At 64.8% G+C, this 21,673-nt stretch carries 25 protein-coding genes, 1 other RNA gene and 1 riboswitch; of the genes, 6 read left to right on the forward strand and 20 right to left on the reverse strand.

Annotated features, from left to right (window positions below; all coding sequences use genetic code 11):
* Window positions 1–82: 82 nt before the first annotated feature.
* Window positions 83–859, forward strand: coding sequence for an NRDE family protein (locus RT131_RS09435; protein ID WP_313172331.1), 777 nt, complete (start codon window positions 83–85; stop codon window positions 857–859).
* Window positions 860–934: 75 nt separating this feature from the next.
* Here the strand turns inward: RT131_RS09435 and RT131_RS09440 are convergent, their stop codons facing one another.
* The 4 genes from RT131_RS09440 to rsmI all read right to left on the reverse strand — a co-directional run bounded on the left by RT131_RS09440 (window position 935) and on the right by rsmI (window position 3,310).
* A complete protein-coding gene (locus tag RT131_RS09440; RefSeq protein WP_313172333.1) occupies window positions 935–1,156 on the reverse strand; it encodes a hypothetical protein in 222 nt (73 codons plus the stop codon).
* 179 nt (window positions 1,157–1,335) lie between these two features.
* An RNA gene (rnpB, locus tag RT131_RS09445) (RNase P RNA component class A) lies at window positions 1,336–1,686 on the reverse strand.
* Window positions 1,687–1,731: 45 nt separating this feature from the next.
* On the reverse strand, window positions 1,732–2,496 hold the full coding sequence (locus tag RT131_RS09450) for a hypothetical protein (RefSeq protein WP_313172335.1): 765 nt from the start codon (window positions 2,494–2,496) through the stop codon (window positions 1,732–1,734).
* On the reverse strand, window positions 2,474–3,310 hold the full coding sequence (gene rsmI / locus RT131_RS09455; RefSeq protein ID WP_313172336.1) for a 16S rRNA (cytidine(1402)-2'-O)-methyltransferase: 837 nt from the start codon (window positions 3,308–3,310) through the stop codon (window positions 2,474–2,476). Before rsmI ends, RT131_RS09450 begins: the two co-directional genes overlap by 23 nt.
* An 82-nt stretch (window positions 3,311–3,392) precedes the next feature.
* On the opposite strand from rsmI, the gene RT131_RS09460 reads away from it, so the two are divergent.
* The 4 genes from RT131_RS09460 to RT131_RS09475 are packed head-to-tail and all read left to right on the forward strand — an operon-like array spanning window position 3,393 to window position 7,399.
* Window positions 3,393–5,117, forward strand: coding sequence for a penicillin-binding protein activator (locus RT131_RS09460; RefSeq protein ID WP_313172338.1), 1,725 nt, complete (start codon window positions 3,393–3,395; stop codon window positions 5,115–5,117).
* Complete coding sequence (locus RT131_RS09465) at window positions 5,107–5,481, forward strand: YraN family protein (protein ID WP_313172340.1); 375 nt, start codon at window positions 5,107–5,109, stop codon at window positions 5,479–5,481. Before RT131_RS09460 ends, RT131_RS09465 begins: the two co-directional genes overlap by 11 nt.
* Window positions 5,481–6,023: a metal-dependent hydrolase gene (locus RT131_RS09470; protein ID WP_313172341.1), complete on the forward strand. Its 543-nt coding sequence runs from the start codon at window positions 5,481–5,483 to the stop codon at window positions 6,021–6,023. Before RT131_RS09465 ends, RT131_RS09470 begins: the two co-directional genes overlap by 1 nt.
* Complete coding sequence (locus RT131_RS09475) at window positions 6,020–7,399, forward strand: FAD-linked oxidase C-terminal domain-containing protein (RefSeq protein WP_313172343.1); 1,380 nt, start codon at window positions 6,020–6,022, stop codon at window positions 7,397–7,399. The genes RT131_RS09470 and RT131_RS09475 overlap by 4 nt, the downstream gene beginning before the upstream one ends.
* Before the next feature lie 115 nt (window positions 7,400–7,514).
* Here RT131_RS09475 and RT131_RS09480 read toward each other — a convergent pair whose 3' ends face one another.
* The 9 genes from RT131_RS09480 to RT131_RS09520 all read right to left on the reverse strand — a co-directional run bounded on the left by RT131_RS09480 (window position 7,515) and on the right by RT131_RS09520 (window position 14,132).
* Window positions 7,515–8,069 (reverse strand): GTPase, encoded by a 555-nt coding sequence (locus RT131_RS09480; RefSeq protein ID WP_313172650.1) that lies wholly within the window; start codon window positions 8,067–8,069, stop codon window positions 7,515–7,517.
* On the reverse strand, window positions 8,066–9,022 hold the full coding sequence (locus RT131_RS09485; protein WP_313172346.1) for a hypothetical protein: 957 nt from the start codon (window positions 9,020–9,022) through the stop codon (window positions 8,066–8,068). Before RT131_RS09485 ends, RT131_RS09480 begins: the two co-directional genes overlap by 4 nt.
* Window positions 9,023–9,099: 77 nt before the next feature.
* Window positions 9,100–9,462 carry a roadblock/LC7 domain-containing protein gene (locus RT131_RS09490; RefSeq protein WP_313172347.1) on the reverse strand — a complete coding sequence of 121 codons (363 nt, stop codon included), beginning with the start codon at window positions 9,460–9,462 and terminating at the stop codon, window positions 9,100–9,102.
* A 163-nt stretch (window positions 9,463–9,625) separates the two neighbouring features.
* Window positions 9,626–10,024, reverse strand: a complete 399-nt coding sequence (locus RT131_RS09495; RefSeq protein WP_313172349.1) for a roadblock/LC7 domain-containing protein — start codon at window positions 10,022–10,024, stop codon at window positions 9,626–9,628.
* Between the two features lie 179 nt (window positions 10,025–10,203).
* Window positions 10,204–11,196 (reverse strand): thiamine-phosphate kinase, encoded by a 993-nt coding sequence (gene thiL / locus RT131_RS09500; protein WP_313172351.1) that lies wholly within the window; start codon window positions 11,194–11,196, stop codon window positions 10,204–10,206.
* Between the two features lie 91 nt (window positions 11,197–11,287).
* The gene (gene nusB, locus RT131_RS09505) at window positions 11,288–11,767 is read right to left on the reverse strand and encodes a transcription antitermination factor NusB (protein WP_313172353.1); all 480 of its coding nucleotides are present in this window, start codon (window positions 11,765–11,767) and stop codon (window positions 11,288–11,290) included.
* The gene (gene ribH, locus RT131_RS09510) at window positions 11,764–12,231 is read right to left on the reverse strand and encodes a 6,7-dimethyl-8-ribityllumazine synthase (protein ID WP_313172355.1); all 468 of its coding nucleotides are present in this window, start codon (window positions 12,229–12,231) and stop codon (window positions 11,764–11,766) included. Before ribH ends, nusB begins: the two co-directional genes overlap by 4 nt.
* A 201-nt stretch (window positions 12,232–12,432) precedes the next feature.
* Window positions 12,433–13,533 carry a 3,4-dihydroxy-2-butanone-4-phosphate synthase gene (gene ribB, locus RT131_RS09515; protein WP_313172358.1) on the reverse strand — a complete coding sequence of 367 codons (1,101 nt, stop codon included), beginning with the start codon at window positions 13,531–13,533 and terminating at the stop codon, window positions 12,433–12,435.
* Window positions 13,530–14,132 carry a riboflavin synthase gene (locus RT131_RS09520; protein ID WP_313172360.1) on the reverse strand — a complete coding sequence of 201 codons (603 nt, stop codon included), beginning with the start codon at window positions 14,130–14,132 and terminating at the stop codon, window positions 13,530–13,532. Before RT131_RS09520 ends, ribB begins: the two co-directional genes overlap by 4 nt.
* 75 nt (window positions 14,133–14,207) lie before the next feature.
* Window positions 14,208–14,390, reverse strand: a riboswitch (FMN riboswitch).
* 455 nt (window positions 14,391–14,845) lie between these two features.
* Here RT131_RS09520 and RT131_RS09525 point away from each other — a divergent pair.
* Window positions 14,846–15,469, forward strand: coding sequence for an outer membrane beta-barrel protein (locus RT131_RS09525; protein WP_313172362.1), 624 nt, complete (start codon window positions 14,846–14,848; stop codon window positions 15,467–15,469).
* 451 nt (window positions 15,470–15,920) lie between these two features.
* On the opposite strand, the gene ribD is transcribed toward RT131_RS09525, so the two are convergent.
* The 7 genes from ribD to RT131_RS09560 all read right to left on the reverse strand — a co-directional run bounded on the left by ribD (window position 15,921) and on the right by RT131_RS09560 (window position 21,599).
* Entirely contained in the window at window positions 15,921–17,018 is a 1,098-nt protein-coding gene (gene ribD / locus RT131_RS09530) for a bifunctional diaminohydroxyphosphoribosylaminopyrimidine deaminase/5-amino-6-(5-phosphoribosylamino)uracil reductase RibD (RefSeq protein ID WP_313172364.1), read from the reverse strand.
* A gap of 93 nt (window positions 17,019–17,111) precedes the next feature.
* Window positions 17,112–17,579, reverse strand: coding sequence for a GNAT family N-acetyltransferase (locus RT131_RS09535; protein WP_313172366.1), 468 nt, complete (start codon window positions 17,577–17,579; stop codon window positions 17,112–17,114).
* A 48-nt stretch (window positions 17,580–17,627) separates the two neighbouring features.
* Window positions 17,628–18,554, reverse strand: a complete 927-nt coding sequence (locus tag RT131_RS09540) for a hypothetical protein (protein WP_313172368.1) — start codon at window positions 18,552–18,554, stop codon at window positions 17,628–17,630.
* Window positions 18,555–18,587: 33 nt separating this feature from the next.
* On the reverse strand, window positions 18,588–19,121 hold the full coding sequence (gene nrdR / locus RT131_RS09545; RefSeq protein ID WP_313172370.1) for a transcriptional regulator NrdR: 534 nt from the start codon (window positions 19,119–19,121) through the stop codon (window positions 18,588–18,590).
* 7 nt (window positions 19,122–19,128) lie between these two features.
* Window positions 19,129–19,689: a hypothetical protein gene (locus RT131_RS09550; protein ID WP_313172372.1), complete on the reverse strand. Its 561-nt coding sequence runs from the start codon at window positions 19,687–19,689 to the stop codon at window positions 19,129–19,131.
* 16 nt (window positions 19,690–19,705) lie between these two features.
* On the reverse strand, window positions 19,706–20,959 hold the full coding sequence (gene glyA, locus RT131_RS09555; RefSeq protein ID WP_313172374.1) for a serine hydroxymethyltransferase: 1,254 nt from the start codon (window positions 20,957–20,959) through the stop codon (window positions 19,706–19,708).
* A gap of 169 nt (window positions 20,960–21,128) precedes the next feature.
* A complete protein-coding gene (locus tag RT131_RS09560; protein WP_313172376.1) occupies window positions 21,129–21,599 on the reverse strand; it encodes an RcnB family protein in 471 nt (156 codons plus the stop codon).
* Window positions 21,600–21,673: the final 74 nt, after the last annotated feature.

A 21,673-nucleotide genomic window follows, 5' to 3' on the forward strand; every position in this document is an offset into this window, starting at 1 on the left:
GGCCGCGTGAAAAGCGGGCCATGGCCCAGCCGCCATTCAGCCGCTGATGGCTGACACGCGCGCAAAACGGCACACTCCGTGCATGTGTCTCGTCGCCCTCGCCTGGAAAACCCACCCGCACTGGCGCCTGTTCATGGTCGGCAACCGTGACGAGTTCCATGCCCGCCCCACCGCCCCCTTGCAGCGCTGGCCTCCCCCTCACGACAACGTGATTGCCGGCCGCGACCTGCGTTCGGGCGGCAGTTGGATGGGGGTGAATCTGCGCGGGCAAGCCGCCGTGGTCACCAATGTGCGTGACCCGGGCGCAGCTACAGGCGGACCTTCGCGCGGCGAACTGATCGCCAGCTACCTGGCTGGCGGACAGGGGGCCAAGGACTATGCCGACAACCTGGCCAGCCGGGCGCCAGCGTTTGCCCCCTTCAATCTATTGGTTGCCGACGCCGGGAATTGCAGCTATCTGGGCAACCACCCGTCCGCCCGGCAGGACCTGCCTCCGGGTGTGCATGGCATGTCCAACGGCGCCCTGGATGCACCCTGGCCCAAGACCCGCCGCCTGATGGGCGTGCTTGAGGGTTGGCTGGCTGCAGGCAGTGACAACCTGGAGCCGCTTTGGCTGGCGCTGGCCGATGAGCAACAGGCAGCGGACGCACAACTACCGGCTACCGGCGTTCCACTGGAGTTGGAGCGATTGCTATCGAGCGCCTTCATACGCGGAACCGACTACGGCACCCGCGCCAGCACCATCGTGGCGATCGGCCAGGATGGTGGCGGTTTCATCCACGAACGCCGTTTCGGCCCGGATGGTGTGTATCTGGGGGAGACACGCATGGAGATTGGGAAAGAAGGCTTTGGCTCCTAGTCCCCTCCCTTTCGCCGCAGGCGAAGGGGAGGGTTAGGGAGGGGTGCTTTGGCTTGACCCACAGCCAAAGCAACATCAAAAGCTCCCCCCATCCGCCCTTCGGGCACCTTCCCCCGCAGGCGGGAGAAGGGAAAGAAAAAACAGCAAGGCAAGAGCAACAGCCAAAGCCGCAACAAAAGCCAAAGCCAGCGCCAAAGCCAAAGCCAAAGCCAGCGCCAGCGCCAGAGCCAGAGCCAGAGCAAAAGCAAAAGCCACAATCAGAGCCAGAGCAGGAGCGGAAACCAGAGCAAAAGCCACAGCCACGCTCCTCCCCACCACGATGCGCAGCGAGCCAAGCACTAAATCCGAAGAGCAACAGCCCCCTTTAGTAAAGGGGGCGCGCCGACAGGCGCAGGGAATTGGAGGGCAGAGGCCCGGGGCCCAAAGTTTTGCGCTGCAAAACTTTGGGGCTTTCATCGCCCGCCAGGCGATGAAAGCGGCGGAGCCGGCCGATAAGCCGGGTTTTGTCGTGGACAGTCATTCCTCTAGGCGCTACGTCACCGCAACGCTCAAGCAACCTACCCGGACCCGACGCGGGCCACGCCATTAGGTCCCTATTTGGTCTTGCTCCAGGTGGGGTTTGCCGTACCGGTCTGTTGCCAGACTCGCGGTGCGCTCTTACCGCACCATTTCACCCTTACCACGCACCCGAAGGCCGTTCGGCGGTATCTTTCTGTTGCACTTTCCGTCGGCTCGCGCCGCCCAGGCGTTACCTGGCACCTTGCCCTGTGGAGCCCGGACTTTCCTCGGCATTCCCGAAGGAATGACGCGACTGTCTGGCCGACTCCGCCGCGCGCATTGTCGCACGTCCAGCAGCTGACCGGCCGATCATTTCATTCAGCTGCATCCAGTTGGTAACGCAACGGTCGTACCCCCGCCTCTGTAAAAGAGAGGAGCCAGCCTTCATGCAGGATATCGACCTGTTGGAAGTCAGCATGCGCGCCGCCCTCCTGCAGTTGCCGCGACAGTTCATCCAGGGCCGCCAGCGCCCAACTGCGCAACACCGCTGGATCGGCATCTTCAACAAAGGCCACCCGCGGCAACGGCCAGTTGTCGTACAACAGCAACACATTGCGCGACTGCCGCGCGAAGCCAGGCTTGTGCAGCACCTGACGCTTCTTCTCCACCGCCCAGCGCATCACATCCACCCATAACCGCTCCGGCTCATCCCCCGACCACGGGCTGCCCTCATAGGTGTCGGCCAGCAACTGACGCAGCAGCGGGCTGTCCCACTCAGCCCGCGCCTCCTCGGCGCGCCGCTGCGGTACCGGCCGCACCCAACCAGAATTGACGCCGTGCAACTTGGCCTGTACCTGCTTGAAGGCCTCGGGTACCACCTCCATGCATTCCACGCCGACCCGGACATCGCCGGCGTCCACCATGAAGTCAGGGCTTTCGCGCTTGGCCACCCGTAGCGGATAAACCAGCTCCGACGCCCAGGCATTCAACCAGCGCACCATCATCCAGCGTTCGCGCTGGACCTTGATCTCACCGCCGGTCCCGCCCGCCAGCGGGTGCTCGCGCAGGTCCAGTTGCTGGCGCAGGCTGGCAGCATCGGCCGCCGCCCACATCGCCTCAGTCGTTGCTGCCCTGTCCATACAAGGCCTTGCGCGGCGCGCCGCTCAGTTCGGCCGCCAGCTTGGCGGCAGTGGAAGGCGGCAGGTGCTCGTTCAATTTGGCGTAAAGGCGACGGCCTTCGGCAATCCTGGCCTGCTCATCGTCGCCAGCACCCTGCACCATCACCACGAACTCGCCCTTGCGCTGGTTGTCATCGGCCAGCACCTTGGCCAGCAATTGCTCCAGGCTGCCATCGAGCACGGTCTCGAACAGCTTGGTCAGCTCACGCGCCACCACCGCCGGCCGCTCGGCACCGAACGCAGCCACCATGTCGGCCAGCGATTCGGCGATTCGGTGCGAGGACTCGTAGAACACCAGGGTGCCGGTCTCGGCCGCCAGTTTGTTGAGACGCTCGCGGCGGGCCGCGCCCTTGGCCGGCAGGAAGCCTTCAAATACGAAGCGATCGCTGGGCAATCCGGCCACACTCAAGGCAGCAATTGCCGCGCAGGCACCTGGGATTGGACTGACTCTGACCCCCGCCGCACGCGCCGCACGCACCAGGCGAAAGCCCGGGTCGCTGACCAGCGGCGTGCCGGCATCGCTGACCACCGCCAACGACTCGCCGCCCAGCAGGCGTGCCACGACACGTTCGGCCATCGCCTCTTCGTTGTGGTCATGCAGGGCCACCAAGGGTTTGCTGATGCCGAAATGCGAGAGCAACTGACCGGTATGGCGGGTGTCTTCCGCGCAGATGGCGGCCACCGAACGCAGCACCTCCTGCGCGCGCGGGCTCAGATCGGCAAGGTTGCCGATCGGCGTGGCAACGACATACAAGGTGGCAGCAGCAGTACTCATCATCGGTATTTCCGTGGGCCAAGGGTAGAATCGTACCGTTTCCCCCGCCCGGCACTGCCGCGCCCTGTCGAACGGACCTTAAATGAACAAGCCAGTCGCACGGATTTCCGCCCTGTCATTGTCGATGCTGCTGTTCGTCGGCTGCGCCACCACCAGCGTTGCCCCGACCAGCTCGCCCGCCCAGCAGGCAGCCATCGCCCTGCTCGAGCAGGGCAAACCGCGCGATGCCGCGCAGCAACTCGAAGCCCAGGCAGCACTGGTACGCGGTGCCGGCAAGAGCCCATTGCTGGCCGACGCCGCCTTTGCCTGGCACGAAGCCGGTGACAGCGCCCGCGCACGGATGCTGATGGCACAGGTGCAACCGCGCCAGCTGTCCGCTGCGACCCGCCAGCGCTTCAACCTGCTGCAGGCCGAGCTGGCGCTGGGCGACAAGCAGCCGGCCACGGTGCTGCAGGTACTGACCGAGAACCCGGCATCGCTGCCGGCACCCTTGCAGGCGCGCTGGTACCTGGCCCGGGCGCAGGCACTGGAAACCACGGGCGATGCCTTTGCCGCGGCTGCCGAGCGCGCCCGTGCCGGCACCCTGCTCAATGGCACCGAGCGCAATGACAACCAGCGCGCCATCACCCGCCTACTGGCCGGCCTGAACGACGCCACCCTCAGCAGCCGTGCTGCTGCGCTGCCAGTCGGCGATCCGCTCTACAACCACGCCGGTCGCGCCATGATCGGCCGCGGCTTGCCGCTGCCGCGGCCGTTCGACCGCGATAGCGCCGCGCAGCTGGATACCAGCAAGCGCCCGGCCGCCGATCCCGATGGCTATCGTCCGCCGGTGAAGATGGCGGTACTGCTGCCGCTCAGCGGCAACCTGGCCGCTGCCGGTGCCTCGGTCCGTGACGGCCTGCTGGCCGGCTACTACGGCGAAAGCCGTCGTCGCCCGCCCATCGACTTCATCGATACCAAGGGCACGGCCAGCGGTGCTGGCGCGGCCTACGACAAGGCGGTCGGCAACGGTGTCGACTTCATTGTCGGCCCACTCGGCCGCGACGAGGTGGATGCGCTGTTCCACCGCAGCGAACTGCCGGTGCCACTGCTGGCCCTGAATCGCGGCAAGGACGCGCCGCCGCCAGGCAACGCCGCCTTCTCGCTGGCACCCGAGGACGATGGCCTGATGGCCGCCGAGTACCTGCTCGGTCGCGAGCGCCGCAACGTGCTGGTGATCGCCAGCAGTGACGATGCGGGGCGTCGCTCGAGTGGTGCCTTCAAGGAACGCTTCAGCGAGCGTGGCGGCAAGATCGCAACCACCATCACTGTCGGCGACGTGCCTGCCGACATCACCGCGCAGCTGCGCCAGGCAACCGGCGTCGACGCGATCCTGCTCGCAGTCAAGGGCAACCAGGCGCGCGTACTGGCGCCGCAGTTGGCCTTGGCCGGATTGGCCGGCGTCAGCCGTGTCGGCACCTCGCAGTTGACCGCAGGCACTGGCAAGGCCGAAGACGACGTCGCCCTGGATGGCATCGCCTTCCCGACCGAAGCCTGGAACAGCCGTGGCGTGGCCGGCCTGCCGGCCGCTGCCAGCGTCGCCACCACCCTGCCAACCGCACGCGGCGGTGCGGGTCGCCTGTTCGCCTTCGGCTACGACGCCTGGAAGATCACCGCTTATATGGAAAAGCTGGCCACCAGCACCAGTGGCGGCCTCAGCGGTGCCACCGGCACCCTGCATCTGGACGGTTTCGGCAACGTGTTGCGCACGCCGGCCTGGTCCACCTTCAGTGCCGGCCGCCCGGTCGCTATCGGTGATGGCCGCTGAGCAGAGTGAACGCGGCGCAGCGGTGGAAGCCGCTGCCCGTGTGCTGCTGGAGAACGCTGGCCTGCAGTGGCGGGCCAGCAACGTTCGCTTTCGCGGCGGCGAGCTCGACCTGGTGATGTACGACCGCAGCACCGCCAGCCTGGTTTTTGTCGAAGTGCGCTATCGGCGCTCGCTCGGCTTTGGCGGCGGCGCAGCCTCCGTCGACATCAACAAACGCCGCAAGCTGATTCGCGCCGCGCAGCTTTACCTGAGCCAACACCCTGCACTGGCCAACAGCCCCTGCCGCTTCGATGTGGTCGAAGCCAGCGGCGAGCCTCCCCGCCTGAACTGGATACGCGACGCCTTCCGCGCCGACGACTGTTGATGCCAAGCATATTCACCCACGCCGCGGTCCCGCTTGCACTGTGGTGCGCCAGCGAACGCGGACGTATTTCCACCCGGCTGCTGGTCACCGGCGTTGTCGCAGCGATGCTGCCCGATGCCGATGTACTGGCCTTCGCCCTGCATGTCCCCTATGCCGATGCCTTTGGTCATCGCGGCGCCAGTCACTCACTGTTGTTCGCCACGCTGTTGGCGGCCTTGGCAACCGCCTTTGCCAGCACGCTGCGCGCAAGCCGCCTGCAGGCTGCCGCGTTCGTCTTCATCTGCGCGTTGTCGCACCCGTTGCTGGATGCGTTGACGTCGGGCGGCCTTGGTGTCGCGCTGTGGTGGCCATGGAATGATCAACGCCTGTTCGCGCCTTGGCGGCCCATCCGCGTGTCACCGTTCGCCAACAACTTCTTCAGCGCCCGTGGCCTGCAGACCGTGCTGTCGGAACTGCGCTGGGTGTGGCTACCACTGCTGGTCGCCGTCATCGGCTGGCGCTCGATCCAGCACCGTACCTCCGAGGCACGCCAAACCCCATGACCCTCCTGCCCACGGCTTTCGCACAAACCCTGTCGCAACTGCTCGGTGACGACTGGCGCACCGACGCCGCAGCGCTGAAAGCGCACGCGCAGGACAACTCCTGGCGGCACGCCTTGCCACAGGGCGTAGCCATGCCCAGCACGCGCGAACAGGTGCAGGCCATCGTCCGCGCCTGTCGCGCGCACGGGGTGCCGTTGGTCGGACGCGGCACCGGCACCGGCACCACCGGTGCCGCGGTAGCCACGGCCGGCGGCATCGTGTTGTCGTTCGCGCGCATGAACCGCATCGTCGCGATACGGCCGGGTGATCGCTGCGCGGTGGTCGAGCCCGGCGTGCTCAATGGCGACCTGCAACACGCCCTGATGCCGCATGGCCTGTTCTGGCCCCCGGACCCGTCCAGCGCCGACATCTGCAGCATCGGCGGCAACCTGGCCTGCAATGCCGGCGGCCCGCGCGCGGTGAAGTACGGCACCAGCCGCGACAATGTACTGGGGCTGGTCGCGGTTACCGGTACCGGCGAGTTGATCCACTGCGGCGGACCCTATACCAAGGACTCGACCGGCTACGACCTCACCCACCTGCTGGTGGGCAGCGAAGGCACGCTGGCGCTGATCGTCGAAGCCACACTCAAGCTCACTCCCCGCCCACGCAGCCAAGCCGGCCTGCGCGTGCTGTATCGCGACGCGGAGGCGGCGGCCGCAGCGGTATCACGGGTGATGGCGCAACCGGTGACGCCAACCACATTGGAGTTCATGGACGCACGCAGCCTGCAGCTGCTGCGCCACAACGGCGCACAGGTGCCCGACGCCGGCGCGATGCTGCTGATCGATGCCGACGGCGATGAGGACACCCTGCCCTACCTGCTCAATGCACTGGCCGAAGCCGCCGAAGGCGACGGCATGCTGGCGCTGGATGTGGCCACCGATGGCAGTGCACGTGACAAGCTGTGGGCGGCACGGCGTGCACTGTCGCCAGCGCTGAAGACCATCGCGCCGGGCAAGATCAACGAAGACGTGGTGGTGCCGGTATCGCAGATTCCCGCCCTGGTGGAAGGCGTGCAGCAATTGTCGGCACAGGCCCGGCTGCCGATCGTCACCTTTGGCCATGCCGGCAACGGCAACCTGCACGTCAACATCCTCTATCACCCGGACGACGCCGACGAAAACGCACGCGCGCATGCAGCCCTGCCCAAGGTATTTGCGCTGGCCCTGCAGCTGGGTGGCACTTTGTCTGGAGAGCATGGCATTGGCCTGGCCAAACGCGACTTCATGGCGCAGGCATTTTCGGCAAGCACGCTGGCAACCATGCGCGCCATCAAGCAGGCGCTGGACCCGGACGGCATCCTCAATCCGGGCAAGGTGTTGCCGGAGGCGTAGCGCTGGGCTGGCTGTAGTGCCGAGCCATGCTCGGCAGGGGTCTCACAAGCGCAACGTCGGAAGATTCACTGGCTTCGCGGCTTACCCCGCTCCCACAACCAACACCATCGCAGGCTCAGGCAATTGCTTCGGCGTAACGGCAGGACAGCAATGCCTTGATCAGGAAATCGACCTGGCTGGTCTCGCGGGCGTCCACCCACATCACCGGCAGGCGGTGGCCTTCGCCGGCCAGGGCATTGCGGAATTCACTGAAACTGAAATCGGGCTCGCGGTCCTGGCAGGTCACGCCCACCGCGAAACAGGCTTCCGGTGCCAGGCCACGGAAGCGCTCCAGCAGTGTCAACGTACTTGGCAGCGCGCGCGGGTTGAGTGCGCTCACAAGTACGATCACGCCAATGGCCCCTTCCGCCACGATAGGCCACATGAAGTCCAGATAGGCCTGCCCCGGCACGCCATAGACATGCAGCAACTCGCCGTCGCCCAGTTCAATGGAACTGTAATCCAGCGCCACTGTGGTGTGGGACTTGTCCTCGAATGCCTCCAGCGCTGCCTCGTCGCTGATCGGCATTTCGGTGCTGATCGGTTCCATGTCCGAGATCGACCGGATCGCAGTCGTTTTACCCGCACCCATTTCACCGACAAAAACCAACTTGGTTGCCATAGCCGTCAGACCTGAAGCCCCTTGGAAAAGTTGAGCCCGAATCGCTTGGCGATACGTGTGAAGAAGCCGGACACCTTGTTGCCGGCACTACGCGCCGGTGCCGGGGCGGCGCCACTGCCATCCAGCAATCCGGTACACGCCGCCGCCGCCATGATACGGGCAATATCGTCCAACGACGTGCCCGTCGCCTGGGCCAGTTCGCCCGGTTGCCATGGCCGTATCATCATCGCCGCCATCGGCAGCAGCCATTGCATTGGCAATTTGCCGGTCTCCACCTCGGGCCAGCCGCGCAGCTGGCAGGGGTTGGTGGTCTCGCGCTGCAACAGCGGTTCGGGCGAAAGAGCGGCCGCCTGCCAGCAGAAGTCCTCGAAGGCATGGGTGCTGACTGCGTCAGCCATTCCTTCATCCAGCGCCTCGTCGCTGCCCAGCACCGACACGGTCCAACCTGGCTCAGCGGCGGCCTTCAGGCAGTTCTCATAGGGCAGATCACGCAGCAGCGTCACCCGCGTGTGCGAGGCATCCACCAGTACCTTGACCAGGCCCATATGCAGCAAGCAGGGTTTGCCGCGGGTGTCCCCGAGGCTACGGAACAGCGTGCGCGGCTGGAAACGCTCGCCACTGCTGTCCGATGCCAGCAGTATCTGCCGCAACTGCTGGAAAATATCGCGAACGCTGGCGCCGTAAGCCACGCCGGGAATGGTGAGGCCCGACAGCATCCTGCGTGTCACCGCCAGCACTGGCAGCCCCTGCTGGCTTGCCTCGCGCAACAACTGCTGGCCGTTGCTGTCATCGATACAGGCCACCAGCAGATCCACCTGCTGGTGATTCCACTCCTGCACCTCCGCCTGGATGTACTCGGCCATCAGCAGCGAGCTGGCAACCTTCAGTCGCATCATGTGCAGGACATCCAGGCCCTGACAGCCAATCACGGCGGCGGAAATCTTGCGGACAGGTGCAGTCATGGTGTCGATGACGTCTGTGAGTCGAAGCGCTAGCGACATCCCGCTGCTCCATCATGGAGCAGCGACATGTCATCGCATCACTTGAAATCGAGCGTCTGTTCGAACGACTTCAACTCATGACGTGCCAGCGCCAGGTTGGCGCGCGAACGGTCCAGCACCACGTACAGGAACAGGTCCGCGTTGCTTTCCAGCGGGCGGATCAGGTGGTACTGCTTGGTCAGGGTGATCAGGATGTCTTCGATCGCATCGGTGATGCCCAGCGAGGCGGCAACGCGGCGCTTGGCGCGCACCACTTCGGTATTGCCGGCAGCAGCAACTTCCAGATTGACCGGGCCACCACCCAGCATGCCCAGGGCCATGCCGCTGTCACTGTCGACCAATGCCGCACCGACGAAACCCGCAATTTCATTCAACTTGTCCAGCTTGACGTTCCCAGCCATGTGATTCTCCGTTCCTGATCGATTGTTATCCAAGTGTCGCGTGCAGCCAGGCCGTTGTGCGGCACTGGCAACACGTCTGATTGTCTTACCCGAACTTACTCACCCGCGCCGACTCCCTGGCATGCCAGGTGAACCGCGACGCAGTTGATTTACAGCAAGAGAGTTACAACAACACCTTGATCCGCGCCGCGGCATCGCGAGCGGCATACAGCAGGATGGCAAGGGAGGTATCGGCATGGCCGAGCGCGGCCAGCGTATAGGGACGGTCCGCGGCAACGCGGACCAGCACCATGCTGCCCTGCGAGGTGGACATGGTCACGTAGTCGGCCGCTGTCAGGCCGAGTTCGCGCGACAAGGTTTCCCCTAGCGTCAGGAAAGAATTGCTCATCGCCGACAAGCGTCGTGGATCAAGCTTGTTCAACGAACGGTGAGCAATGGCACGGCCATCTGCCGTGGAGACCAGCAGCATGGAAATGCCGGCGTTGCTGTTGATGACGGTATCGAGTGCTGTGTCCAAGGCACGGCTGTCCACCGTGACCGAGGGCGTACCTACATCACTCATCTTCGCCCTCACTTTTTCCAACGTTGCCGATTCCACCACCGCTTCCCCTGTTTGCCGTCGCTGGATGCAACTCTCGATTGCATCAAACCGCGACTTCCATCACGAATGAGATGGTAAATATGAATACGTGGACGCCGCGTGAACACTGAAATCCAGCTTACTGCGAGCGGGGCTCCCCCTCAGGCCCCGAAGCTTGAAAAGTGGTTGTAGCCTTGTCTTGATGCCACCAGCACACCGCCCTCCTGGTTGATCACCTGTACCCCCGTTCCGGCTCGAATATAGCCAATCCGGGTAAGCGGAACTGCTACGGATGCCATGGTTTCGTGCAGCACCTGGCGCAGCGCCGGCGGTGCGGTGAAACACAGCTCGTAATCGTCGCCAGCACCGATACGCAAGGTAGTGAAGCTCTTACACAAGCCTGCCTGCTCTGCCGCCGGTGAGGCTGGCAGCGCCGCCTCCAACACGTCCGCGGCAACCCCGCTGCGTGCGCAGATGTGGCCCAGGTCGGCCAGCAGCCCATCGGACACGTCAACCGCCGCAGTCGCCAAACCCTGCAAAGCAAGGCCAAGTTCAACCCGTGGCGTCGGCCGCGCAAGACGCAGGCGCAGATGCTCCAGCGCCGCATCACCCGCGCTGCGACTGACATCCAGCGCCTGTTGTTGCCACAACGCCAGGGCCAGCCCAGCCTCACCGGGCACGCCACTGACCCAGATATCGTCGCCAACCTGTGCACCATCGCGGCGCAGCGCCTGCCCTGCAGTCACCTGGCCCATCGCGGTGATCGAGATCGACAAGGGTCCACGGGTGGTGTCGCCGCCGATCAAGGCGATACCGTGAAGGTCGGCAAGCGGGAAGAAACCTTCAGCAAACTGGTCCACCCATTGCGCACTGGCATCCGGCAGTGACAGCGACAAACTGCACCAGGCCGGTTGCGCGCCCATCGACGCCAGATCGGACAGATTCACCGCCAGGGCTTTCCAACCGATATCGGCTGGCGGGGTTTCCGCAGGAAAGTGCACACCGCTGTTGAGGGTATCGGTGGTCACCACCAGTTGCTGGCCGGCAGCCGGCTGCAGCAGCGCGGCGTCATCGCCGATCCCCAAGACGATGTCCGCGCGCGCAGCGGTACGCCGGCGGATACGCTCGATCAGGCCAAACTCATCAAGACTCATGATCGCACTCCCCAAAAAACGACAGCGCCGGTGCCGATGATGCCGGCCCGGCGCTGCAGAAAATCCGTCGTAGCAAAGCCGCCGTCGGCGGTTACTGGCTGGATTCGGTCTTGCGCCACTCCAGCGCAGCACGGTCAAGCACGCCGTTGACGTAGGTGTGACCGTGCTCGGAGCCGAAACGCTTGGCGGTTTCGATGGCTTCGTTGATCACCACGCGGTAAGGCACATCCTGGCGATAGCGCAGCTCGTAGGCGGCCACGCGCAGCACCGCGCGCTCGATGGCATCCACTTCTTCCACCGCACGGTCGACGAACGGGGCCAAGGCCTCGTCCAGGTCACGGCGGTTGTCCAGCACACCACGCAGCAGGCTTTCAAAGTAGGCCAGATCGGCGATCTCGTGGGCCTGTTCGTGGGCGAACTGGGCCAGCAGCGACTCGGCGTTGCCGCCGGAGATCTGCCAAGCGTAGATCGCCTGCAGGGCGCGGCGGCGTGCGCGCGAGCGCAAGACCGGGTCGATGCCGTCACGGCGGACGGGTTTTCCGGCAGGCTTGCCGTTGTTCTTGTTGCTCACGGCAACTTCTCCAGAAGATTGACCATTTCCAAGGCCGCCTTCGCGGCCTCCGTACCCTTGTTGCCATGGCTGCCGCCCGCACGCGCGTCGGCATCCTCCTCACGCTCCACCGCCAGCACACCGTTGAGCACCGGCACGCCGAAATCCAGCTGCGCGCGCATCAGGCCTTCGGCACAGCAATCGGATACATGCTCGTAATGACGGGTGTCGCCGCGGATCACGCAGCCCAGGGTGATGATTGCCGAATGATGGCCAGCCGCAGCCAGGCGGGCCGCTACCAGCGGGATCTCCCAGGCGCCCGGCACACGCACCACATCGATGGCCTCCTCACTGACACCGCTGCCGGCCAGGAATTCGCGGGCACCAATGACCAAGGTATCGGTGATACGCGGGTTCCACATGCTGGCAACGATGGCGAAACGGGCCGAATCCGGCGGGAGGAGATAGCCTTCGTAGTGGCTCATAGGGGGCAGGACTCCAAAAGGTGGGTAAGTTTACCGCGCGCGGGCTTTACAGGAGCGGCACGAAAGCAGCGGAAGGGCTGACGCCTGCGGGAACGCGCCATGCGACCTCTCCTCTCCTCGCCCCTTCCCTGCGCCTTTGACGCCGGGAAGGGGAACAAGGGCGATGGGACAGGATGCGTGCACAACCTGTCCGCGACCGCCTCAGACCTGGACGGTCTCGACGATCTCCAGGCCGTAACCGGCCAGGCCGATCTGCCGGCGCGGGGTCCCGAGCACACGCAGCTTGCCCAGGCCCAGGTCCGACAGGATCTGGGCGCCGGCACCGTTGCGGCGCCACTGGCCCACATCCTTGTCCTTGCCCGGGATGACCGGCGCCGGCTGCTGGCGCAGGCGGGCCAGCAGCGCGTTGGTATCGCGCGGTGCCGACAGCACCACCATCACGCCAGCACCCGCGGCATCAATGGCGCGCAGCGCATCGGTACTGGCCACGCCGAAGTCATCACGCCGCCAATGCAGCAGGTCGGCCAAGGGATTCTCCACCTGCACCCGTACCAGGGTCGGCGTGTCCTTGTCCGGGGTGCCGCGGACCAGCGCGAAATGCAGGTCGTTGGCGATGCGGTCACGGTAGGTAACCAGCTTGAAAGCGCCGAACTCGGTGTCGATCTCGCGCTCGTCCACACGCTCTACGGTGTGCTCGGTGGCCAGTCGGTAGGCGATCAGATCTGCGATGGAGCCCATCTTCAAGCCGTGCTCGCGGGCGAACACTTCCAGCTCGGGGCGGCGCGCCATGCTGCCATCGGGATTGAGGATCTCCACCAGCACGCCGGCCGGCTCCAGCCCGGCCAGCATGGCCAGGTCGACGCCGGCTTCGGTGTGGCCGGCGCGGGTCAGCACGCCGCCCGGCTGGGCGATCAGCGGGAAGATATGGCCCGGCTGGTGCAGGTCGGACGGCTTGGCATTGGCCTTCACCGCGGTGCGGATGGTGTGGGCCCGGTCATGCGCGGAGATGCCGGTGGTCACGCCTTCGGCGGCTTCGATGCTGACCGTGAAATTGGTCTGGAACTGCGCGGTATTGGCCTGCACCATCGGCGCCAGGCCGAGGTCGGCGGCACGGGTGCGGGTCAGCGGCAGGCACACCAGGCCGCGGCCATGGGTGACCATGAAGTTGATGTCCGACGGCTTGACCAGCTCGGCGGCCATGATCAGGTCGCCTTCGTTCTCGCGGTCCTCGTCATCGACGATGACCACCATGCGACCGGCGCGGATCTCTTCCAGCAATTCGGGGACGGGGGCGAAATTCATTGTGCGGCTCCTTGGCCCAGCAGGCGCTCGACATAACGGGCGACCAGATCGATTTCCAGGTTCACCGCGCTGCCGACGCCGGTGGCGGAGAACGCGGTATTGGCGACGGTGTGCGGGATCAGCGCGACCTCGAAGCCCTCGTCATCGGCGTCGTTGACGGTGAGGCTGACGCCATCCACGCAGATCGAGCCTTTCTTGGCGATGTACTTCAACAGCGGCTTGGGTGCGGCAAAGCGCCAGCGCAGCGCGCGCGCATCCTCATGGATGGACAGCACCTTGCCGAGGCCATCGACATGGCCGCTGACCAGGTGGCCGCCGAGACGGTCGGTCGGGCGCATGGCGCGTTCCAGGTTGATCACCGCATCCTCGGCGAGGTCGCCGAGCGTGGTCAGGGCCAGGGTTTCGGTTGAGGCATCGGCCTTGAAGCTGCTGCCGTCAAAGTCGATGACGGTCAGGCAGACACCGTTGACGGCGATGCTCTCGCCCATCTGCACCTGTTCGAACGGCAGGTTGCCGACATTGAAGGTGAAGCGGACATCGCCGCCGATGGGTTCGCGTGCAGCCAGACGGCCGACGCCTTCGATGATTCCAGTAAACACTAACGTTCTCCGCGATATGTGAGCGAAAAACGCCGCAAGGCAAACAGGCGCACGGACCCCGCAAGAGGCCCGAGACACCGTCTTCTTTCATCCGGACTATGACCGTCGGCTCCGGTATCTGACCGGATCTGCTGACCTCCGGCCGGGCATCCGTACATGTACGGCCCTTGCTGGAGCGCTCGCGGGCTCATGCAGCACCGCTATCGCGGACCTGCACCTACCGCCGGTGGGGAATTGCACCCCGCCCTGAAGACGTTTGTGAGTGCCGGCGAACCGGCCCGTCGATTGTACCAGCGCCACTTCAGGCTGGCCCTTGGCCGGGCTGAACAAGTGCTTCCCATCCGTGGAACACGGTGGCGGGAGCCTTCGCACCGAGGAGCAGGCAGCCCCAGGCTTTGCGATCACGCCCTGCCGCGGGACAGCAGGCAAACAGGCAGGATCAGCCGATGAACATTGGGATCGTTCTGAAAATGACCACGTATCCAGAACAGGGCTGAGATGACTCAACAGCGGCTTCATCGCCAAAAGAAGCGCTAATATCGCCAAAAATCCGACAAAACAATCAGTTCTCTGCGGAGCCTCAAAAAGCATAGCGCGGCGACACGACTTGCCATATGTGAAAATTTCGTTAGACTGCGCCCGCCGTTACATGACGTGACGGTCCCGGCCCGCAATGGGCTGGTCGACACGGATATCGCACCGAAGAGGATTCCATGCGCAAGACCCTGATTCTGGCCGCCATGCTGGCAGCCGCACCTGTTGCCGCCTCCGCTGACGAGCTGAGCTACACCTACGCCGAAGCAGGCTGGACCCAGGTCCAGATCAACGACAACGACCTGAACGACCCGAGCCTGGACGGCGCCTACCTGCGCGGTTCGTACGATATCGCCGACAAGGTCAACCTGTTCGCCGGTTATTCGCAGGTCCGCAAGTCGGTGAACTGGGGCAATGGCGTGCGTTCGAAGTTCCAGCTGGGCCAGCCGGAGCTGGGTGCCGGTTACCACATGAACATGAGCGAGCGCGTCGACTTCACCGCCGACATCGCCTGGCTGCGTCTGAGCCTTGAAGAAAAGGTCAGTGGCGCCGGCGAGTTCAATGGCACCTACAAGGACCACACCAACGCCGGTCGTGTGACCATCGGCCTGCGTGGCAAGCCGTCGGCACGGACCGAAGCCTGGATCAAGGGCGGCGCCCTTGATGGCAGCGACATGGACACCGAGTTCGTCGGCGTGCTGGGCGGCCAGGTCAAGTTCAACAAGACCTGGGGCGTGGTTGCTGAAGGCCAATGGCAGGGCGACTTCGCCCAGTATTCGGTCGGCGTGCGCGCCAGCTTCTGATCCGGCCTTACCGGGTTTAATGCAGCGGGGGCCGAAAGGCCCCCGTTTTTATTGCCCGGCTTACAGCCTGCGTGGTTCACGTAGTGCCGAGCCATGCTCGGCAAGGCATTCCCGGTAAAGCCCCCTGCCGAGCATGGCTCGGCACTACAGACGTTCGCATTGATGGCTGCAGGCCCTGGCCCTTGCAGGAGCGGTGCTTACTGGCTACACGCGCTGTCTCATCGGTGTAGTGCCGAGCCATGCTCGGCAGGGGCATTGCCGGTAGGGCCCATTGCCGAGCATGGCTCGGCACTACAGACGTTCGCATTGATGGCTGCAGGCCCAGGCCCTTGCACGAGCGGTGCTTGCTGGCTACACGCGCTGTCTCATCGGTGTAGTGCCGAGCCATGCTCGGCAAGCGGCATTCCCGGCAAGGCCCCCTGCCGAGCATGGCTCGGCACTACAGGTGCGCTCAGTTGTTCGTCGTCGGCCGCAACTGCAGGCGCAGGTCCTTGCCGAGCATGCGGGCGTCATGCAGCTCCAACGACAGGGCCTGGGCCATATGCTCAATGCCCAGGCCCGCCAACAGCGGCCGCGCGCCATCGCCCATCAGCAAGGGCGCCATGTACAGCAATAGTTCGTCGACCAATCCGGCCTTGAGCAAGGCACCACACAAGGTTGGCCCTGCTTCGACATGCACTTCGTTGATGCCACGCGCCGCCAGCATCGCCATCACCCCGGCCAGATCAAGCCGGCCATCGTCCTGCACACCCACCCCGGCAAATTCGGCATCCTCCAGCGCGGGCGGCGGTACCGACGGATCGTGCAGATACAAGGTCGCCGCATCACCTTCGCGCACACGTCTGCATTCCAATGTGCGCAAGCGGGCATCCAGCACCACCCGCATTGGCGGCAGGAATTCGCCAGCCTCCGGGCGTGCTGTCAGCAGCGGATCATCTGCCAACACCGTGGCCGCGCCCGTCAGGATGGCGCCCGCGCGGGCACGCCACTGCTGCACGTCGGCGCGCGCCGCCTCACCGGTGATCCACTTGGATTCGCCATTGGCCATTGCCGTGCGCCCATCCAGGCTGCCGGCCAGTTTCACCCGCACAAACGGCCGGCCACGCTCGATGCGCGATAGAAAGCCGTGGTTGAGTTCACGCGACTGCGCGGCCATCAAACCCACCTCGACGGAGATACCGGCCTGGCGCAGCAGCGCAAAGCCGCCGCCGTCCACATCGGGGAAGGGATCGGCCATCGCCGCCACCACCCGGCCCACGCCCGCATCGATCAACGCCAATGCGCAGGGCGGCGTGCGGCCATAGTGCGCGCAGGGCTCCAGGGTGACGTAAGCGGTAGCGCCACGCGCGCGCTCACCGGCCTGGCGCAACGCAAACACTTCGGCATGCGGGCCGCCAGCGCGCTGATGCCAGCCCTCGCCCACCACCTCATCGCCCTGGGCAATGACACAACCCACCATGGGATTGGGGCGGGTGGTCCAGGCCGCGCGTTCGGCCAGGCGCAGCGCGCGAGCCATCAGCAGGTGATCGGTGGCGGTGAACTGACTCATCGGTAAAACCTCATTGCGAATGTGCTGCCCGTTCGGCAGTAGCCGTGCGCCAAGTGTATGCGCACCGGTGCCAGCACCCGCCTTTCCGGCAAATCAGGGAGATCCGGTATCGGTTGCCATCACCGTGATCGCCAACGGCCCCAATTGCAGCTCGGCATGCACACGCCAACCCAGGCTGCGGTACCACACCACCATCGGTGTTTCGCAATACAGATACAGCACCGGCACACCCAGCGCCGCCGCCTGCGCCACGCAGTGGGCCACCAGCGTTGCGCCGACGCCTTTGCCGCGCGCGGCTTCGTCTACATACAGCGAGGCCAGCCAGGGCGACCAGCCGCGGATCTGTTCGTGATCGTCATGCAACAGGCTGACCGAGCCCAGCCAGCCACTGTCATCTTCGGCCAGCCAGGTGCAGGGAATGCCGTCGCGCTGCTGCGCACGCAGCTCGGCCTCGGCCTGGGCCAGCGTCCAGTCCGGCAGCAGCATGCCGAAAGCCTGCACATGGGCAAGCGCGATCGCCGGCAGCAGTTCGGGCCGGTCCTGCAGATTGATGATCTTCATCGGATTCAACTCACGCGGCCACGCTCGGCGGCCTGCACATCCAAACAACTAGTCGTTCACACGCTGGAACACGCCAACGCCCCAGGCAGCAAAGCGCACACCCCCCTCCGCCTGCTCCAGCACCATGCCCATCGTCTCCGACTCGCACATTCCTACCGCGCAGCCATCGAACAGCACCTGGTAGCTGGGCCGCAGCGGCGGTTGTAACGGCAAACGCAGCGTCGCCCCGATGCCAGAGAAGTGCAAACGCAGGCCAGTCACCAGCTGCCCCGGTGCCGGCGACGGGAAACGATAGGTATTTCCCCCGGCCAACCCGCCTTCAGCAGCCAGCTCGCCCTGGGCCAGCTCCAATACCACCTGCACGCCGTCGCTGGCTACGCCGCTCATTGGATCGAGCAGATTCACGTACAGCGGCCTGCCTGCTACGTGCGTGTCTGCCAGTTGCGCCTGCAGCTCCTCGAGCTCGCCCTGGCCGCTGCGATCAGCCGGATCCGGACGCGCCTGTTGCAGGTCGGCAAGCAGCTGCTGCAACTGCGCGCGCTCGGCTGACCTGGCTTCATACGGCACCAGCTGCACGGTGCTGGCGAGGTCATCGCGCGGATGCAGCAACAGCATGCCGTCCTCCAGCGACCATTGCCCTTTCGAGCTCCGCGGCAAGGGTGACAACGCCAGCTGCAACGCATAGTTCCCGCCGACACCCAACTCCAGCAGCGAGCCTGCAAATGCGTCTTCGACGACACGATAACGCCCTGCCAGCATCGCTGGCGTACAGGCATCCCCCACACAGGAAGTTGGGTCGCGCTGCGTTTGATCCAGCGCGGCAACAGCCTTGAAAGCCTGCTGCGCGGCCAACCGGGCGCGCTCAGCCGGATCCGCAGGACTGGACCGCTCCTGCGCATGCGCAGTCGTGGCCAGCCACAACGCGGCCACGACCAACCCATTGCGTGAGAACCGCCGGCCCGTTGATTGCATCACCACTTCGGCCTCCCTACCGAGCCAACCAACCCGTCAGCGCTTGCCGCCCTTGCCTGCCCGTGCCGCTTCCGCCCGCGCATGCGCCAACAGAGGCAGCTGATCCTCGTCACTGGAATGATCACGCTCGAGCTTTTCGATCTCGTCGCGGAAATCGGCCACGTCCTCGAAGCTGCGGTAGACCGAGGCGAAGCGCACATAGCCGACATGGTCGAGCTTGCGGAGCTCATCCATCACGAAACCGCCGACCTTGATCGACGGCACCTCGCGTTCGCCGCACATACGCAGCTGGTGCACCACCGCGCGTACTGCCGCCTCGATGCGTTCTTCGGACACTGGCCGCTTCTGCAGCGCGCGGTCAAAGCCAACCCGCAGCTTGCGCGCATCGAAGGCTTCGCGGCCGCCATCACTCTTCACGATGACCGGCAACTTGAGCTCGATCGTTTCCAACGTACTGAAGCGCTCGCCACAGGCTTCGCAGCCACGGCGGCGGCGGATGGTGGCGCCATCTTCGGAAACGCGTGAATCAATCACGCGTGTGTCAGTGTGCTGGCAGAAAGGGCAGTACATCGCAGACTCAGCGTAAAAAAGTTCGTTGGTAGTGAACATCGTACGACACCGGCAAGATAATCACGCTCTTTACCGGGAGCTTGTCAATGCCGCAGCGTGCCGGGACAAACTGCATCGCGCGGATGACATTTTCGGCCAACGCCGCAAAACCAGCTTCACTGACACACACGGCATCCGCCGTCATCACGTGCCCGCCTTCATCGATAAGCGCCACCACCTGTGCGCTACCAGACTTATTGGCCTCGATCATCTCCACCGGATACTCGGCCTGACGGGGATTTGACAAAGGCTGCACGGGATCACAGTCGGTGACGACCGGCGGCCTCGCCGCGATCTTCCGCACCTCATCCCCTCTCAACAACTGCACTGCCCCAACACTGCACACACCCCAGTCGGAGTCGTATGTAACGCCAAGAGGCTGCCCGCTATCCGAAGTATCGATTTTTAGTTCGACCAGGTTCGGCGCGGGCTTTAGCTCCGTTGACTTGGCAGGATCAGAAGCAAAAACGTTGCCGCCAGACATCAGCGGCAACAACAACGGGAATACGAGCAATCGTTTGTTCGTCATTCCCGTTATCTCCGCGTCAGCCGTAAACCGGGTACTTGCGGCACTGCGCACTGACTGCATCACGCACGCGGGCGATGACGGCTTCGTCGGCCGGGGCGTCCAGCACGTCGGCAATCCAGTTGGCCAGTGCCACGCAGTCGGCTTCCTGGTAACCGCGGGTGGTGATGGCCGGGGTGCCCAGGCGCAGGCCCGAGGTCACGAACGGCGAACGCGGGTCGTTCGGCACCGAGTTCTTGTTGACGGTGATGTGGGCCTTGCCCAGCGCGGCTTCCGCATCCTTGCCGGACACATCCTTGCCGATCATGTCGACCAGCATCAGGTGGTTCTGGGTGCCACCGGAGACGATCTTGTAGCCGCGCGCGATCAACGTGGTGGCCATGGCCTGGGCGTTCTTCACCACCTGCTGCTGGTAGGCCTTGAATTCCGGCTCCAGTGCTTCCTTGAAGGCCACGGCCTTGGCGGCGATGACGTGCATCAGCGGACCGCCCTGGATGCCCGGGAACACGATCGACTGCAGCTTCTTCTCGATCTCTTCGCCAGCGCCCTTGGCGATGATGATGCCGCCGCGCGGACCGCGCAGGGTCTTGTGGGTGGTGGAGGTGACCACGTGCGCGTGTTCGATCGGGCTCGGGTACACGCCAGCAGCGACCAGGCCGGCAACGTGCGCCATGTCCACGAACAGATAGGCGCCAACCTTGTCGGCGATGGCGCGGAAGCGCGCCCAGTCGACGACCTGCGAATAGGCGGAGAAACCAGCCACCACCATCTTCGGCTTGTGCTCCAGCGCCAGGCGCTCGACTTCGTCATAGTCGATCAGGCCGGCTTCGTTCACGCCGTACTGGATCGCATTGAAGATCTTGCCCGAGGCATTGACCTTGGCACCGTGGGTCAGGTGACCGCCATGGGCCAGGCTCATGCCCAGGATGGTGTCGCCCGGCTGCAGCAGTGCGAAGTAGACGGCCTGGTTGGCCTGCGAGCCGCTGTGCGGCTGCACGTTGGCGTAATCGGCGCCGAACAGCTGCTTCAGACGGTCGATGGCCAGCTTCTCGGCGATGTCCACGTACTCGCAGCCACCGTAGTAGCGCTTGCCCGGGTAGCCCTCGGCGTACTTGTTGGTCAGCTGGCTGCCCTGGGCTTCCATCACCATCGGGCTGGCGTAGTTCTCGCTGGCAATCAGCTCGACATGGTCTTCCTGACGCTGGCACTCATCGGCAATGGCCTTGGCCAACTCGGGATCGTAGGACTCGATACGGGCTTCACGCGGGAACATCACAGCTCCTGGTACGGGGGCGAGGGAGCTGTCGATTGTAACCCGTCCTTCCGCCACAGAACCCGGCCCGGCGGTGGCGTTTGAAACCTTCGAGCTGGCCCACAAACGCGGAAGGCGCCCCGGGGGGGCGCCTTCCTTGACCATTGGTCCGGGCTTATTACCCCCGGCCTCAATGATTGAACACGATGTCGGCGATGATGCCGGTGGCGATGGCCACCATCAGCATGTTGCCGCGGTCATCGCGGATCCAGCGGTGGCCGTAGGGCGGGCGGCGCACGTGGTAACGGTCGTAGTCATTGACCACATAGACCGGGCCGCCGTAGTAATTGCTGTACCGGTGGCCACGTTCGAAGCCATACGGGCGATACACCACGCGCGGCGGCGCGTAGTAGCGGCGGTCGTTGTAGCGGGCATCGCGGTAGCCCTCGCGGTAACCATTGCTGTAATGACGACGGTCGTCACGGCGGTCGTGGCGATCATGGCCGTGGCCACGGCCGCGATCATGGCCCCTGCCACGGTCATCCCAGCCATGGCGGCCGCGGTCGTGGTCGTCGCGGTCACCTGCCGCAAAGGCCGGCGCGGTGGCACCAAATGCCAGCAGGGTGGTCATCGCTGCAACAGCTAAGCGGTTCATCTTCATGGGTGGCCCTCACTGGGTTGGTGGACGGTTTCCATAATGCTCACTTCATCTGAACAGTTTCCGGCTGGAAACGG

It is taken from the genome of Stenotrophomonas sp. (assembly GCF_032066555.1).
GTDB lineage: Bacteria > Pseudomonadota > Gammaproteobacteria > Xanthomonadales > Xanthomonadaceae > Stenotrophomonas.

Coding starts and splice junctions, on each gene's coding strand:
- ribB (WP_313172358.1), bottom strand. CDS start 13,533: ATGAATTTCGCCCCCGTCCCCGAATTGCTGGAAGAGATCCGCGCCGGT.
- RT131_RS09435 (WP_313172331.1), top strand. CDS start 83: ATGTGTCTCGTCGCCCTCGCCTGGAAAACCCACCCGCACTGGCGCCTG.
- RT131_RS09465 (WP_313172340.1), top strand. CDS start 5,107: ATGGCCGCTGAGCAGAGTGAACGCGGCGCAGCGGTGGAAGCCGCTGCC.
- RT131_RS09470 (WP_313172341.1), top strand. CDS start 5,481: ATGCCAAGCATATTCACCCACGCCGCGGTCCCGCTTGCACTGTGGTGC.
- RT131_RS09525 (WP_313172362.1), top strand. CDS start 14,846: ATGCGCAAGACCCTGATTCTGGCCGCCATGCTGGCAGCCGCACCTGTT.
- RT131_RS09535 (WP_313172366.1), bottom strand. CDS start 17,579: ATGAAGATCATCAATCTGCAGGACCGGCCCGAACTGCTGCCGGCGATC.
- RT131_RS09460 (WP_313172338.1), top strand. CDS start 3,393: ATGAACAAGCCAGTCGCACGGATTTCCGCCCTGTCATTGTCGATGCTG.
- ribH (WP_313172355.1), bottom strand. CDS start 12,231: ATGAGCCACTACGAAGGCTATCTCCTCCCGCCGGATTCGGCCCGTTTC.
- thiL (WP_313172351.1), bottom strand. CDS start 11,196: ATGAGTCTTGATGAGTTTGGCCTGATCGAGCGTATCCGCCGGCGTACC.
- RT131_RS09485 (WP_313172346.1), bottom strand. CDS start 9,022: ATGACTGCACCTGTCCGCAAGATTTCCGCCGCCGTGATTGGCTGTCAG.
- RT131_RS09490 (WP_313172347.1), bottom strand. CDS start 9,462: ATGGCTGGGAACGTCAAGCTGGACAAGTTGAATGAAATTGCGGGTTTC.
- glyA (WP_313172374.1), bottom strand. CDS start 20,959: ATGTTCCCGCGTGAAGCCCGTATCGAGTCCTACGATCCCGAGTTGGCC.
- RT131_RS09550 (WP_313172372.1), bottom strand. CDS start 19,689: ATGACGAACAAACGATTGCTCGTATTCCCGTTGTTGTTGCCGCTGATG.
- RT131_RS09450 (WP_313172335.1), bottom strand. CDS start 2,496: ATGGACAGGGCAGCAACGACTGAGGCGATGTGGGCGGCGGCCGATGCT.
- RT131_RS09475 (WP_313172343.1), top strand. CDS start 6,020: ATGACCCTCCTGCCCACGGCTTTCGCACAAACCCTGTCGCAACTGCTC.
- RT131_RS09560 (WP_313172376.1), bottom strand. CDS start 21,599: ATGAAGATGAACCGCTTAGCTGTTGCAGCGATGACCACCCTGCTGGCA.
- RT131_RS09495 (WP_313172349.1), bottom strand. CDS start 10,024: ATGAGTGATGTAGGTACGCCCTCGGTCACGGTGGACAGCCGTGCCTTG.
- ribD (WP_313172364.1), bottom strand. CDS start 17,018: ATGAGTCAGTTCACCGCCACCGATCACCTGCTGATGGCTCGCGCGCTG.
- rsmI (WP_313172336.1), bottom strand. CDS start 3,310: ATGAGTACTGCTGCTGCCACCTTGTATGTCGTTGCCACGCCGATCGGC.
- nrdR (WP_313172370.1), bottom strand. CDS start 19,121: ATGTACTGCCCTTTCTGCCAGCACACTGACACACGCGTGATTGATTCA.